Below are 13855 nucleotides of genomic sequence, written 5' to 3'. Positions count from 1 at the left end.
CGACCATGAAACGTTTGAAAACCTTGTCAGCCGCCGCCGTTTTGAGTCTTTCCCTTTTCACCCTGAGTGCTCATGCTGCCCTTGAAGCGGGTGCGAAAGCGCCAGATTTCAGTCTGCAGGGCGCGCTTGGCGGTAAACCGCTCACTTTCTCCCTTCAGCAGGCGCTGCAGAAAGGCCCGGTGGTGCTCTATTTCTTCCCGGCGGCCTTTACCAAAGGCTGCACCCTTGAGGCTCATGCTTTCGCTGAAGCGACGGATGACTTCAGAAAACTGGGCGCAACTGTGGTGGGGGTAACCGCCGGCAACGTCGATCAGGTGGATGAGTTCTCGAAGCTGGAGTGTCGCGATAAATTTGCCGTTGCGGCTGATCCTGGCGCGAAAGTGGCAGCCGAATACCAGACGTTGATGCAGATGAACGGTAAAACGGTGTCTGATCGTACTTCATTCGTTATCGCACCGGATGGCAAGATCCTGATGAGTTATACCGATCGCAACCCTGACGAGCACATCCAGAAAACCATGGATGCCGTGAAAAAATACGCAAATTCGCATTCGTAATTTAGCCGCCGGGGTTTGCTATGTTAACAGCGATGCTGGCCGCCTTTGTGGGCGGCATTATTCTCAACTTCATGCCCTGTGTCTTTCCTGTTATCTCCCTTAAGGCGTTAGGAATTTTACGTCATCAGGGTGATACCCGGAGCGCGAGCACCGAAGGGCTTGGGTTTCTGCTGGGTGTGATTTTTACCATGCTGGTCTTAGCAGGCGTATTGTTGGCGTTACGGGCGGGTGGAATGGCTGTTGGCTGGGGGTTCCAGCTTCAGTCACCGCTGGTGATTGCTGCACTGGCGCTGGTTATTCTGGGAGCGGCACTGAACCTGCTCGGTGTGTTTGAGGTGGGGTTATCACTGCAACGGGCAGGGGAAATTTCGGTCGGGCGCGGCGCGTTTACCCGCTCGGCATTAACTGGCGCGCTGGCGATTGTGGTCGCGACACCATGCTCTGCACCCTTTATGGCCGGGGCGGTAGGGTATGCACTGGTGCAGACCCCGGCCGTTTCGCTGGGTATTTTTCTCGCGCTGGCACTCGGGTTCGCCGCACCGTTTACGCTGATCTCACTCTTCCCGGTCATTGCCGAACGCTTGCCCCGCCCTGGTGCCTGGATGGATATCCTCAAGCGTGGGCTGGCGTTCCCAATGCTCGGTGCCTTCGCCTGGCTGGTGTGGGTACTTACACAGCAGGCAGGTACGACGGCGTTGGCAGCCATGCTTGCCAGTGCGGTGGTGGTGAGCTTTGCGGCGTGGCTATATGGTATGGCACAGCGCAGACGCTTTACCGGTCAGCCCTATAAAGCGCTGCTGGCGGTTACCCTGGTATTGTTTATTGCGGCTATCGGCCCGCTGCCAGGTGTGATGCGCACTCAGGTCTCTCAGCCGGAAGTGCTGAGCGCAGAAAACATCACACGGGTAACGTGGTCACCGCAGACGGTTGAAAAAATGCGCGGGCATGGCAAAGCCATTTTTGTGGATTTTACGGCGTCGTGGTGTATCACTTGCCAGGTGAACGAGCGAACGTCACTCTCAACCGCGGCGGTAAAACAGGCCCTGGCCGAGACGGGAACCGTCTATATGGTGGCGGATTCCACCAGATTTAACGCCGATATTGATGATGCGATGAATACCTTCGGGCAGGGCGGGTTACCTCTCTACGTGGTTTATCCCGCAGATGGCAGCGCACCGAAAGTGCTTCCTCAGGTACTGACGCCCTCAATTGTCGTAAACGCCCTGAATCAGGCATCCGGTAAAAAAGCATGAGGTAACTGCCATGGCGAAAAATGGATAGCGGTTTAGCGCCGCGTGAAGCCTGGCCCGCGCTAATGGCTCGCGCTCAGGAGGGCGATCGCGAGGCTTATACACAGTTGTTACGGGCGATCGTCCCGGTGATCCGGGCGATTGTTCGCAAGCAGATTGCCGACAACGTGCTGGTGGACGACGTTATTCAGGACGTTCTGTTGACGGTTCACCGGGTGCGGCATACCTACGATCCAGCCTGTCCTTTTTTGCCCTGGTTGATGGCTATCGTCCAGGCCAGAACCGTTGACGCATTACGCCGACGTGGCCGTCACTGGTTACGTGAAACGGATGATGGGCAGATTGCAGAGGAGGTCTCTGACAACACCCCGGAAGATGCAGAAAGGGAAGAAGAGCTGGCGATGATATTAGACCAGCTTCCTTCGCGTCAGCGCCAGATTGTGGAGCATATCCATCTACAGGAAATGAGTCTTGCGGAGGCTGCTGCTCGTCATAATTTAAGCGTTGCCGCCGTGAAATCGTTACTACACAGAGCACTAACCAACCTTCGCCGGATGGGAGCGAACCATGGCCGATCATAATCTTTTAATTGCAAAACTCAGTCAGGATGCCAATCCGATACGTCGGCCCTGGGCAAGCAACCGACGCGTTGTTGCATGGCTGCTGATGGCACTGCCGTGTGGCTGGCTAAGCAGTCTGGTGTTTCAGCGAGTGGCGACAGACTGGACGCAATCCGGCGCAATACTTGCGGCGTTTCAGCTTATTCTGGCATTTGTCATGGGGACACTGGCAATTCGCAATGCGTTTCTGCTGAGTATTGCCGGACGTAAGCTGTTGGGCTGGAAAGGGTTCGCACCGTTGATTGCACTCTGGCTGGGGGGCGCGGTGTTAAGCCTTGGACGGACGCATGCTCAGGCCCATCATCCCGACGAGGTGAATTGCTATCTGTTTATGATGGCGGTGAGCACACCAATGGTCGCGATTGTGATCGCGTATTTACGCAGAACGCGGACGCTGTTTCCGTTGCGTACGTTAGCTATCGCTGGAGCGGGGGTGTCCTGTATGGCGCTGACGTTACTGTCATTTTGCCATCCGGTGGAGGTACATCCATTAGATTTTCTGCTGCATGTGGCGGCGGGAGTAACGATTGTGGTGACGACGATGGCTGTGGGATGGCGATGGGTCAGAGTAAAGTGAATTTAAACTCATCGACAGAGCGTGATTGCATCGCTCATAGCGATAATTTTCTTATATTCTTTCCGGTATTGTTCTGTTGGGACTATTGATTGATAGTTCCTGTGAATAATTTTGTGTGTATTTTATGATTTTATAAATGAATTAATAGTGCTCATCATGCTGGTTGTGAGGGCTATTTTAAACGTGCTTCGTCACTTCCAATCTCTCATTTTTCTTTAAAAGTACAAAATCAGATATTTCACGTATCCGGTGAGATTTTGCACGTTTCCGAGCTTAAGTGAAATCGATCACTTGCTGAACACCCTTATTCCATGGGGTTTGCAGGGTGTTATAGAGAAAATTCTTATAAATCAGAAAGATGATCTCTTTGTGGTAAACGCTTCTTTTGTAGCTTTTTGTTACATATTTTCGATTCCAGTCCTGAAGGGAACGTTCCTACACTCCAGTCATTGGGTCTTATCCGAAATTTTTTTATTTCAGAACAATACCCAAAATACAGTGTCGACATGCTGGTGAATAGAATGCGCTCGCTTTTAACTCCGGGATTTTGATTCTCGTCGGATTATGTGAACCAGGAAGATGTTCTGGCTGGGTTTGCCATTCTTATTAAATTCTCGCTGGTATTGATCGTTTTTATAACTCCATAGAACAGGGACAGCTATGTCTAACTCTTCCTATCAATCCGAAATTCCTAAGGCACGTATTAATCTAAAACTGGATCTGCATACCGGTGGCGCGAGTAAGAAAACGGAGCTGCCTCTGAAATTACTGGTGGCTGGCGATTTCAGTCATGGCCAGGAGTCCGCGTCATTATCCGAGCGTAAAAAAGTTAATCTGAACAAAAATAACTTTGACTCTGTGCTTTCCGAATATTCCCCAAAAGTAAATCTGACCGTCAAAAACACACTTGCCGGTGATGGCAGTGAAGACAATATCAGCCTGACATTCCAGAGCATGAAGGATTTCACCCCGGAACAGGTCTCACGACAAATTCCACAGCTGAAGGCGATGCTGTCCATGCGCAATTTGCTTCGTGATTTAAAAGCAAACCTGCTGGATAACCAGGCATTCCGAAAGGAGCTGGAAAAAATTCTCCTCGACCCGGAATTGAGCGCAGAACTCAGAACTGAGCTGTCTGCTCTGGCTCCAAAACAGCCATAACGGTCACGTTGTTTTAACGGATTAATAAGGAAGATGTTGATGTCTGTAAAAAATGAGAATGCCGCTGGTGGCGAGAGTGTGGTGCTTGAACGTCCTGCAGCAGGTGGGGTTTATGCGTCTCTGTTTGAGAAAATCAATCTGAACCCGGTGTCTGAACTGAGTGCACTGGATATCTGGCAAGATGCGCAGGCGATGTCGGATGCGACCGCTGATGAACGTCTAACAGCCGGGATGCAGGTGTTTCTGGAGTGCCTGACAAAATCGGGTTCGAAAGTTGAAAAACTCGACAAAAACCTGATTGACCATCATATCGCAGAGCTGGATTACCAGATTAGTCGTCAGCTTGACGCTGTCATGCACCATGAGGACTTTCAGGCGGTAGAAAGTTTGTGGCGCGGTGTTAAATCCCTTGTCGACAAAACCGATTTCCGCCAGAACGTGAAAGTCGAACTGCTTGATATGTCTAAAGAAGATCTGCGTCAGGACTTCGAAGACAGCCCGGAAATTATCCAGAGCGGATTATATAAACAGACATACATTGATGAGTATGACACGCCGGGTGGAGAGCCGATTGCTGCGCTGATTTCCGCTTACGAATTTGACGCGTCTGCGCAGGATGTTGCCCTGTTGCGCAACATCTCAAAAGTCTCTGCAGCCGCGCATATGCCGTTTATCGGCTCTGCAGGTCCGAAATTCTTCCTGAAAGATACCATGGAAGATGTCGCAGCCATCAAAGACATTGGTAACTACTTCGACCGTGCGGAGTACATCAAGTGGAAATCGTTCCGCGAGACGGATGATTCCCGTTATATCGGCCTGGTGATGCCACGCGTGCTGGGTCGTCTGCCGTATGGCCCGGACACTGTGCCGGTGCGCAGCTTCAACTACGTCGAGGAAGTGAAGGGCCCGGATCACGACAAATACCTGTGGACCAACGCCTCGTTTGCCTTTGCATCCAACATGGTTCGCAGCTTCATCAACAATGGCTGGTGTGTACAAATTCGTGGCCCGCAGGCCGGTGGTGCCGTCCAGGACTTACCAATCCATCTGTATGACCTGGGCACCGGTAATCAGGTCAAGATCCCGTCAGAAGTGATGATCCCGGAAACCCGTGAATTTGAATTTGCGAATTTGGGGTTCATTCCTTTGTCCTACTACCGCAACCGCGATTATGCGTGCTTCTTCTCGGCGAACTCCACCCAGAAACCGGCGCTGTACGACACTGCTGATGCTACCGCCAACAGCCGCATCAACGCCCGTCTGCCGTACATCTTCCTGCTGTCGCGTATCGCACATTACCTGAAGTTGATTCAGCGTGAAAATATCGGCACCACTAAAGATCGTCGTCTGCTGGAGCTGGAACTGAACACCTGGGTTCGCGGTCTGGTGACAGAAATGACCGATCCAGGTGATGAGTTGCAGGCATCACACCCACTGCGCGATGCGAAAGTGGTGGTGGAAGATATTGAGGATAACCCGGGCTTCTTCCGCGTGAAGCTGTTTGCTATCCCGCACTTCCAGGTGGAAGGGATGGACGTCAACCTGTCACTGGTTTCCCAGATGCCGAAGGCGAAATCATAAGCTAAGGCAGGAAGCCAATGAGAACGGAACAACCGTTATGGGGCAGGGGCGTTATGGTCTCTCCCCAGCACTTCCAGCAACAGGCCGCGTATGCGGCCTGGTCCGCGGAATGCATTGCCCGACTGGGGCTCTCCCAACCCTGGGGGATGATTGATGCCACTTTCGAACCGGATGCACTGAAACTGGGCCGCCTGCAGGCCCGTCATTTGCACATCCGTTTCCCGGACGGCACGTTGATTGATACCGAAAATGCGGACGCCCTGCCTCCGGTGCTATCGCTCGAGGGTGAATCGCATAACGTGGTGGTAGTTCTGGCTCTCCCGCTGCTACGGGCCAACGGCGGGAATTGCCTCAAACCCGATGAAGTGGCTGAACGTCCGGTACGTTATCGCCAGTGCTGGCGGGATGTCCGCAATACTTTTGGCGAAGATTCCCGTCAGATTGCTGTGATGCAGCCGGAGCTGACCCTGCGCTTTGCCCATCAGACCAACAGCGATTATCTGACCTGCCCGGTAGTCCGTCTGCAGCAAGACTCTCAGGGAGCATGGTTGCTGGATGAAACATTTCTCCCACCGCTTCTGAGCATTCAGGGTAGCCGCTGGCTGGTAACCCAGCTTGAGCAACTGATGTCTCAGTTGCGCATCCGGCTGAGCCGGCTGATGGCGATGCGTCGTGAAAGCAATGAACGTATGGCCGATTTTGCCGTGGCCGACGTGTCCCTGTTCTGGTTGCTCAATGCTCTGAACAGTGCAGAGCCAGTTCTTGGACAGTTTCAGCGACACCCGCAAAGTCCGCCCGAGCGTCTGTATCCGGAGCTGGCAAGGCTTGCGGGCAGTCTGCTGACCTTCTCGCTGGAGCACCAGGTGAGTGCTATTCCGGTCTGGCAACATGAGCAACTGAATAATGTCTTCCCGCCGCTGTTTGATTTGCTGGGTGACCTGCTGGAAGCCAGCCTGCCGTCGCGGGTGGTAGCTATTGAGCTTGAACATGATGCCCGACTTCACTTCTGGCAGGCCCGTCTGCATGACCCACGTCTGCGCGAAGGAGCGGATTACTACCTTTCCGTACGTTCACCGATACCGGTGGCGCAGTTGCAGGAGCAGTTCCCGCGGCAGTGCAAGGTCGGCAGTCCCGATCATGTCAGGAGTATCGTCAATTCATCACGGGTGGGTGTACCTCTAATGCCACTCCGTCATGTACCGGCAGCCATTCCACTGCGCCTGGAAAACCAGTATTTCAGCCTTGATGCCTCTCATCCTCTGGCCACCGAAATGCTTCAGGGTGGCACCTGTATGTTTTACGTTCCGGGCATGCTCGGCGAGCCTGAACTTGAACTCTTTGCGGTATTGAGAACATGAGTGAGCCTAAACGCAGTTCTGCTGCGTCCATTGATATTGATGCCCTGCTGCAGGACACCTGGCTGCAGGTGATCAGCCTGCGCCACGGTCCGACGTTCCAGGATGGAGAAGGGCGCACCTTGTGGGAGCGTTGCATTGCTGATGTCGAGCGTGTGCAGCGTGAGCTGAAAGTGAGCGAACTCGATGAAGCCAGTTGTCAGCATATTCTCACTGCGCAGTGTGCGCTGCTTGATGAAGCGGTTAAAGGTCGCGGTGTGGAGGATGATGCTTGCGTGCAGTGGTATGACATTCCCCTGCTGGGGCACTTCCTCGGCACCATGGATGCCGGTGATACGCTGTGCGATCGGATGCGTGATGTGCTGCGCGAACCGGCGCCTGACCACGCTGTTGTGACCTGCTTCCAGCGGGTCATGATGCTGGGTTTCCTCGGCAGTTTTCGTTCTCTGAACGATCCGGAGCGCCAGAAACTCATCAACGCACTCAGTGAACATGTCACGCCATTCAGCTACCCACAAGCTCATCCGGTTCTGGTGGAAAGCCTTACCGGACGAGGAATGGGTGGTTGGCTGGCGTCATGGCCCGTGCGTATCGGCCTGAGCGTGGTGGTTGTCGCCGCACTCTGGTGGGGACTGGATCACTGGTTGGATCAGACGCTGTTGGCCCTTCTGCCGGGAGCCGTGAAATGAGTCCCGCACAACAGCGCGGGCTTGCGCTGTGGGCCGCCCTGCTGAGTGCAGTGGTCTGCCTGGGTTTCCTGCCGGGCAACCGCCTGGGTTCTGTGCTCACTCTGCTGGCGTTACTGGGGCTAATCCTGGTGCTCTGGACTGTTGCCTGTCGTCGTTCGGGGCATGACGACCCCCTGTGTCTGGATGACCTCCCCGAGGCCACTTACCGTCAGCCCGTGGTGCTGGTCTGTGGCGATCTGCCGCTGGCATGTATGCAGCAGTCACCGGTGCTCACTGTCACGCAGGGATGCTGGATCCGCGTGGAGGATCATCAGGATCTGGAGCAGGTTGCTCGCCAGGTACTGGAGTTGCGCCCTGACTGGGGTTGTCAGTTGTCGGTGATGGTCAGCGTCTGTCCTCAGAAACACATCGATAGCGAAGTCCTGACCAGTCGTCTGCTGGCTTTGCGTTGGCAAATCAGCCGATTGCGGAAAGAAACAGGTCATTCTGTGCCGCTGGTTCTGAATGGTCAGATTGGCAGCGCGATGACGAATGACTTGCTCTGGCAGGCGGCTATCTCAGGGGAAGGCGTGAGAGTCTGGCGTGAGTCTTCAGCGCCGGCCTCAATTGCTGCATGGGTCAGCACCGACGGGTCGCCTGCGATGCAGCAACAAGTGTTGATGAACAGTCTGATGGGTTGGTTCCATCAGCACGTCAAAGCTGTCTTTATGGATGAGAACCCCGATATTCCTGTAATTACACCTGTTGCGGTTCTGTGGGGTATGGGACCAATCCTTGCCGGAAGTCTGGCCACATCGGCCTGGACGGCGTGGCTTTCTCGTCACACTGCAATGCAGCAGGTGGCGGGATGGCAGCCGATAGGAACGGACAGTACGGTTATCTCCCCGTTCCCGGATTTTATCCTGCCACTGCTGCCCGAAGGGCGAGGCCTGACGCCGCGTGGGCGAACCTGGCGTTGTGCACTTGGTCTTTTCACGCTGGCGGCGATTGCGGCGCTGCTCAGTAGTGGCTGGAACAATCGTCAGTTGCTGCAGCGTGTGAGCTTCGACATTGCCCGTTACGACCGTATCCCGATACATGATTTCGGCCCAAAAGCCGATGCCGTTGCTGTCCTGCGTGACGATGCTGCAGAGCTGGATGGCTGGGCGCGTAATGGCGTACCGATACGGATGAGCCTCGGTCTGTATCAGGGTGAGCGTCTGCGAATACCGGTGCTGGATGCGATCCGCTCTTATGTGCCACCGCCTCCGCCGCCTGAACCGCAGCCGAAACCCAAACCGGTACCAAAGATTGTCCGCCTCGACAGCATGTCGCTGTTCGATTCAGGCAAGTCGGCGCTGAAAGCCGGTTCGACCAAAATGCTGGTGAATTCTCTGGTCGGCGTGAAGGCGAAGCCGGGCTGGCTGATTGTCGTGTCCGGGCATACCGATAACACCGGCAATCCGCAACTGAACCAGACGTTGTCCCTGAAACGTGCCGAAGCGGTGCGTGACTGGATGCGTGACACCGGTGATGTACCGGAAAGCTGTTTTGCGGTGCAGGGCTATGGCGAGAGCCGCCCGGTCGCAACCAATGACACTCCGGAGGGCAGAGCGCTCAACCGCCGTGTCGAAATCAGTCTGGTACCGCAGGCCAATGCCTGTCAGATACCTGGCAAAACCCCAGCGTCATCGCAGGATGATGACGTATCACAATCAAATGGAGAGTAACTCTCATGGCAATTCCTGTTTATCTTTGGCTGAAAGACGATGGCGGCGCGGACATCAAAGGTTCTGTGGACGTTCAGGATCGTGAAGGCAGCATCGAGGTGGTGGCGCAGGAGCATAACCTGTACATCCCGACCGATAACAACACCGGCAAGCTGACCGGTACCCGTATCCACACCCCATTCCTGTTCACCAAGGAAATCGACTCCTCCAGCCCGTACCTCTACAAGGCTGTGACTACCGGTCAGACCCTGAAGTCTGCGGAATTCAAGTGGTACAAGATCAACGACGCGGGCCAGGAAGTTGAATACTTCAACACCAAACTGGAAAACGTGAAAGTGGTGAAAGTGAACCCTGTGATGCACGACATCAAGGATCCTTCTTTCGAGAAGCACAACCACCTCGAGCAGATCGAACTGCGTTACGAAAAAATCACCTGGACCTACAAAGACGGCAACATCATTCATTCCGATTCCTGGAACGAACGCGCTACTGCGTAAGTCGCATGCGGACAGGGCCCTGTCCGCAGTTTTTTGCTGAGTGCCTGTCTGAAACGGGCTTTCAGCAAAGAAAACCACAAACTGCCAGCCTGACCATATGCGCTTTGGTCCCCTTCACGGGAAACAGCGATGGGCGGTAGCGTGTCCAGGAACCGACAAAGAGAGAGATTCATGGAAAATCCAGCCATCCTGTTGCGACGTCTGAACCCTTACTGTGCCCGTGCGATGGAAGGCGCAGCGTCGCTCTGCCAGACCCGCGCCCATGCGGAAATTTTGCCGGAGCACTGGCTGCTGAAGCTGCTCGAACAGGGGGAAGGTGACCTGACGGTACTGGCACGCCGCTACGAGTGGGATATGGATACGCTGTGGCAGGATTTGCTCGGCTGGCTGGATACACTTCCCCGCTCTGTTCGCAGTCGCCCGCAGCTTTCAGACAGCATTCAGACGCTGATGCAGGAAGCATGGTTGATTGCCTCCCTTAATGGGGAAGAGCACATCCGCAGTGTGCATTTGCTGATGGCGCTGGTCGATAAGCCTAAACTGGCGCGCTGCGATGGTCTGTGGCCACTGCTGACGCTCGGGCAGAGCCAGCTGGAACGCCTGCGCCCGCTGCTGGATGCGCAGTCCGACGAGCGCCCGGATGTGCAACAGGAGGCTGAACTGGCACAAAACCACGGTGGCGAAGTGGAATTTGTCGGACGTCCTGTTGGTGCTGAGATAAGAGAAGGCGAACTAAGCCCGGCATTGCAGAACGCGCTGGATAAATTCACCCTCGACGTAACCGCCAAAGCGAAAGAGGGCAAGATCGACCCGGTGTTTGGTCGTGATACTGAAATTCGCCAGATGGTGGACATTCTCTCGCGGCGTCGCAAAAACAATCCAATTCTGGTGGGCGAACCTGGCGTCGGCAAAACGGCGCTGGTCGAGGGCCTGGCGTTGCGTATCGCCGAGGGTAATGTGCCGGAATCCCTCAAGTCAGTGGTACTACGCACACTGGATCTCGGCCTGCTGCAGGCGGGGGCAGGCGTGAAGGGCGAATTCGAGCAGCGTCTGAAAAACGTCATTGATGCTGTGCAGCAGTCACCAGTGCCGATCCTGCTGTTTATTGACGAAGCCCACACTATCATCGGTGCCGGTAACCAGGCCGGTGGTGCGGATGCCGCCAACCTGCTGAAACCTGCGCTGGCGCGCGGTGAACTGCGCACCATCGCCGCCACCACCTGGTCTGAATACAAACAATATTTCGAGCGCGATGCCGCCCTGGAGCGCCGCTTCCAGATGGTGAAAGTCGACGAGCCGGACGATGACACAGCGTGTCTGATGCTGCGCGGCCTGAAATCCCGCTACGCCGAACATCACAACGTGCATATCACAGACGATGCGGTCCGTGCCGCGGTCACACTCTCCCGTCGCTACCTGACCGGCCGCCAGTTGCCGGACAAGGCGGTTGATCTGCTGGACACCGCCGCTGCGCGCGTGCGCATGAGCCTCGACACTATGCCGGAACAGCTGACCCGCATTCGCGCGCAGATTACCTCTCTTGAAATGGAGAAGCAGGCGCTGCTGGAAGATATCGCAGTCGGCAATCAGAGCCACGGTGAACGCCTGAGCGCCATCGAGCAGGAAGAGAATGACCTTATCATCGGGCTCGACAAACTGGAAACCCAGTACGGTCAGGAATTGAGACTGACTGAACAACTGCTGGAATGCCGCCAGGATATCTCCCGCCAGAGTGAAATGCTCGCGCTGCAACAGGAGCTTAATGGCATGCAGCACAGCAACCCGCTGCTCTCCGTTGATGTAGACGTGCGCACCGTTGCCACTGTGATCGCAGACTGGACGGGCGTACCACTCTCCTCGCTGATGAAGGACGAGCAAACTGAGCTGTTAACCCTGGAAAACGAAATCGGCAAGCGCGTGGTTGGGCAGGACGTGGCGCTGACCGCCATCGCCCAGCGCCTGCGTGCGGCGAAAACTGGGCTTACGTCCGAGAACGGTCCGCAGGGCGTGTTCCTGCTGATTGGCCCGAGTGGCGTCGGTAAGACTGAAACTGCGCTTGCACTGGCAGACGTGATGTACGGCGGTGAAAAATCGCTGATCACCATCAACCTGTCCGAGTACCAGGAGCCGCACACCGTTTCCCAGTTGAAGGGCTCACCTCCGGGTTACGTGGGTTACGGTCAGGGCGGTATTCTCACTGAAGCGGTGCGTAAGCGCCCTTACAGCGTGGTATTGCTCGATGAAGTGGAAAAGGCGCACCGAGACGTCATGAACCTGTTCTACCAGGTGTTCGATCGCGGCTTTATGCGTGATGGCGAAGGCCGAGAAATCGACTTCCGCAACACCGTTATCCTGATGACCTCCAACCTCGGCAGCGATCACCTGATGCATCTGCTTGACGAACAGCCGGAGGCCACCGAAGCCGACCTGCACGAACTGCTGCGCCCGATTCTGCGTGACCACTTCCAGCCAGCACTGCTCGCCCGCTTCCAGACCGTGATTTATCGCCCGCTGTCGGAAGCGGCCATGCGTACCATTGTGGAGATGAAGCTCGCACAGGTCAGGAAGCGTTTACATCGTCACTACGGCCTGACCACGCATATTGATGAGAGCCTGTATGACGCCCTGACCGCAGCCTGCCTGCTGCCGGATACTGGTGCGCGTAACGTCGACAGCCTGCTCAATCAGCAGATTCTGCCGGTGCTGAGTCAGCAACTGCTGACCTATATGGCGGCGAAGCAAAAACCACACTCCCTGACGCTCGGCTGGAGCGACGAAGAAGGTATCTCGCTGGAGTTTGACCGTACACAAGGAGTGCACGCATGAGCAGTAATCCCCCAATCAGATTCAGCCATAACCACCACCTGCTGGCGGTGAAAGGCTGTGCGGCGGAACTCGATGTGCTGGCCTTTGAGGGCGATGAGGCCTTAAGTAAACCGTTCAGCTACCGCATAGAGTTCACCAGCTCTGACCATGCCATCAGCAAAGAGATGATGCTGATGAAAGCGAGCTCCATGACGCTGCAGGCCCCGGTAGACCAGGGTTATGGCATCAAAATACAGCAGCCGGTGCGGGTGCTTCAGGGGGTGGTCACGGGTTTTGAACGCCTCGGCACCTCGAAGGATGAAACTCACTACGCCCTGACCCTGCAACCGCGTCTGGCGCTGCTCGACCGTTCGCACCAGAACGCTATTTATCAGGACATGTCCGTTCCGCAGATTGTGGAAAAAATTCTGCGCGAGCGGCACAACATGCGCGGTCAGGATTTTCTGTTCTCACTCTCAAAAGAGTACCCGCGTCGTGAGCAGGTGATGCAGTACGGCGAGAATGACCTGCACTTTATCACCCGTCTGCTGGGCGAAGTGGGTATCTGGTTCCGCTTCACCACCGACAGGCGCCTGAACATAGACGTGGTGGAGTTTTACGACAGCCAGCAGGGTTACGAGAAAGGCCTGACCCTGCCGTCGGTGCCGCCGTCGGGCCAGCATTCCAAAGGCGTGGACTCGGTCTGGGGCATGGAATGCCATCATAACGTGGTGCCGAAACAGGTCAGCACCCGGGACTACAACTACCGTCAGGCGACGGAAGACATGAACACCCGGGTGGATGCGACCCGCGGGGATGCGACTACTTACGGTGATGCCTATCACTGGGCCGACAACTACCTGACGCAGGGCAGTGCGTATGACCGCAACCCGGCCCCGGAGTCAGGGGCGTTTTACGCCCGCATCCGTCATGAGCGCTACCTGAATGGCCAGACCCGGACGCAGGCCATCACCAGTTGTCCGACCCTCTTTCCGGGCCAGGTGCTGAAGGTCAGCGGCGGCTACGAAGTGGCTGAGGTGTTCAGCAAGGGTGT

Annotated in this window: 12 protein-coding genes; all 12 read left to right on the top strand. The window is 55.6% G+C overall.

Annotated elements, in window-relative coordinates; genetic code table 11:
• Nucleotides 1-5 precede the first annotated feature (5 nt).
• Complete coding sequence (locus V6E55_RS12450; protein WP_114979996.1) at nucleotides 6-557, top strand: peroxiredoxin; 552 nt, start codon at nucleotides 6-8, stop codon at nucleotides 555-557.
• 20 nt (nucleotides 558-577) lie between these two features.
• On the top strand, nucleotides 578-1810 hold the full coding sequence (locus tag V6E55_RS12445) for a protein-disulfide reductase DsbD family protein (RefSeq protein WP_316942937.1): 1233 nt from the start codon (nucleotides 578-580) through the stop codon (nucleotides 1808-1810).
• A gap of 20 nt (nucleotides 1811-1830) precedes the next feature.
• On the top strand, nucleotides 1831-2388 hold the full coding sequence (locus V6E55_RS12440; RefSeq protein ID WP_316942936.1) for a sigma-70 family RNA polymerase sigma factor: 558 nt from the start codon (nucleotides 1831-1833) through the stop codon (nucleotides 2386-2388).
• Complete coding sequence (locus V6E55_RS12435; protein ID WP_316942934.1) at nucleotides 2375-3004, top strand: DUF1109 domain-containing protein; 630 nt, start codon at nucleotides 2375-2377, stop codon at nucleotides 3002-3004. Before V6E55_RS12440 ends, V6E55_RS12435 begins: the two co-directional genes overlap by 14 nt.
• Nucleotides 3005-3664: 660 nt before the next feature.
• Nucleotides 3665-4165 (top strand): type VI secretion system contractile sheath small subunit, encoded by a 501-nt coding sequence (gene tssB, locus V6E55_RS12430; RefSeq protein ID WP_028019673.1) that lies wholly within the window; start codon nucleotides 3665-3667, stop codon nucleotides 4163-4165.
• A 33-nt stretch (nucleotides 4166-4198) separates the two neighbouring features.
• The gene (tssC, locus tag V6E55_RS12425; RefSeq protein ID WP_028019674.1) at nucleotides 4199-5746 is read left to right on the top strand and encodes a type VI secretion system contractile sheath large subunit; all 1548 of its coding nucleotides are present in this window, start codon (nucleotides 4199-4201) and stop codon (nucleotides 5744-5746) included.
• 17 nt (nucleotides 5747-5763) lie between these two features.
• On the top strand, nucleotides 5764-7104 hold the full coding sequence (gene tssK / locus V6E55_RS12420; RefSeq protein WP_316942933.1) for a type VI secretion system baseplate subunit TssK: 1341 nt from the start codon (nucleotides 5764-5766) through the stop codon (nucleotides 7102-7104).
• Nucleotides 7101-7790, top strand: coding sequence for a type VI secretion system protein TssL, short form (gene tssL / locus V6E55_RS12415; RefSeq protein WP_316942932.1), 690 nt, complete (start codon nucleotides 7101-7103; stop codon nucleotides 7788-7790). Before tssK ends, tssL begins: the two co-directional genes overlap by 4 nt.
• The gene (locus V6E55_RS12410) at nucleotides 7787-9499 is read left to right on the top strand and encodes an OmpA family protein (RefSeq protein WP_316942931.1); all 1713 of its coding nucleotides are present in this window, start codon (nucleotides 7787-7789) and stop codon (nucleotides 9497-9499) included. The genes tssL and V6E55_RS12410 overlap by 4 nt, the downstream gene beginning before the upstream one ends.
• 5 nt (nucleotides 9500-9504) lie before the next feature.
• Nucleotides 9505-9996 (top strand): type VI secretion system effector Hcp, encoded by a 492-nt coding sequence (hcp, locus tag V6E55_RS12405; protein WP_001007319.1) that lies wholly within the window; start codon nucleotides 9505-9507, stop codon nucleotides 9994-9996.
• 171 nt (nucleotides 9997-10167) lie between these two features.
• Entirely contained in the window at nucleotides 10168-12822 is a 2655-nt protein-coding gene (gene tssH / locus V6E55_RS12400; RefSeq protein ID WP_316942927.1) for a type VI secretion system ATPase TssH, read from the top strand.
• The coding region (locus V6E55_RS12395) for a type VI secretion system Vgr family protein (protein ID WP_316942926.1) at nucleotides 12819-13855 on the top strand (1037 nt) is incomplete at its 3' end. The genes tssH and V6E55_RS12395, both read left to right, overlap by 4 nt.

Origin of the sequence: Enterobacter sp. 342, assembly GCF_036663495.1 — a bacterium.
Lineage (GTDB): Bacteria > Pseudomonadota > Gammaproteobacteria > Enterobacterales > Enterobacteriaceae > Enterobacter.
This window is presented reverse-complemented; position numbering and strand designations above follow the sequence as displayed.

What these genes read in the sequence shown, in the direction of transcription:
- V6E55_RS12450 (WP_114979996.1), top strand. Translation starts at nt 6, where the DNA reads ATGAAACGTTTGAAAACCTTGTCAGCCGCCGCCGTTTTGAGTCTTTCC.
- V6E55_RS12445 (WP_316942937.1), top strand. Translation starts at nt 578, where the DNA reads ATGTTAACAGCGATGCTGGCCGCCTTTGTGGGCGGCATTATTCTCAAC.
- V6E55_RS12440 (WP_316942936.1), top strand. Translation starts at nt 1,831, where the DNA reads ATGGATAGCGGTTTAGCGCCGCGTGAAGCCTGGCCCGCGCTAATGGCT.
- V6E55_RS12435 (WP_316942934.1), top strand. Translation starts at nt 2,375, where the DNA reads ATGGCCGATCATAATCTTTTAATTGCAAAACTCAGTCAGGATGCCAAT.
- tssB (WP_028019673.1), top strand. Translation starts at nt 3,665, where the DNA reads ATGTCTAACTCTTCCTATCAATCCGAAATTCCTAAGGCACGTATTAAT.
- tssC (WP_028019674.1), top strand. Translation starts at nt 4,199, where the DNA reads ATGTTGATGTCTGTAAAAAATGAGAATGCCGCTGGTGGCGAGAGTGTG.
- tssK (WP_316942933.1), top strand. Translation starts at nt 5,764, where the DNA reads ATGAGAACGGAACAACCGTTATGGGGCAGGGGCGTTATGGTCTCTCCC.
- tssL (WP_316942932.1), top strand. Translation starts at nt 7,101, where the DNA reads ATGAGTGAGCCTAAACGCAGTTCTGCTGCGTCCATTGATATTGATGCC.
- V6E55_RS12410 (WP_316942931.1), top strand. Translation starts at nt 7,787, where the DNA reads ATGAGTCCCGCACAACAGCGCGGGCTTGCGCTGTGGGCCGCCCTGCTG.
- hcp (WP_001007319.1), top strand. Translation starts at nt 9,505, where the DNA reads ATGGCAATTCCTGTTTATCTTTGGCTGAAAGACGATGGCGGCGCGGAC.
- tssH (WP_316942927.1), top strand. Translation starts at nt 10,168, where the DNA reads ATGGAAAATCCAGCCATCCTGTTGCGACGTCTGAACCCTTACTGTGCC.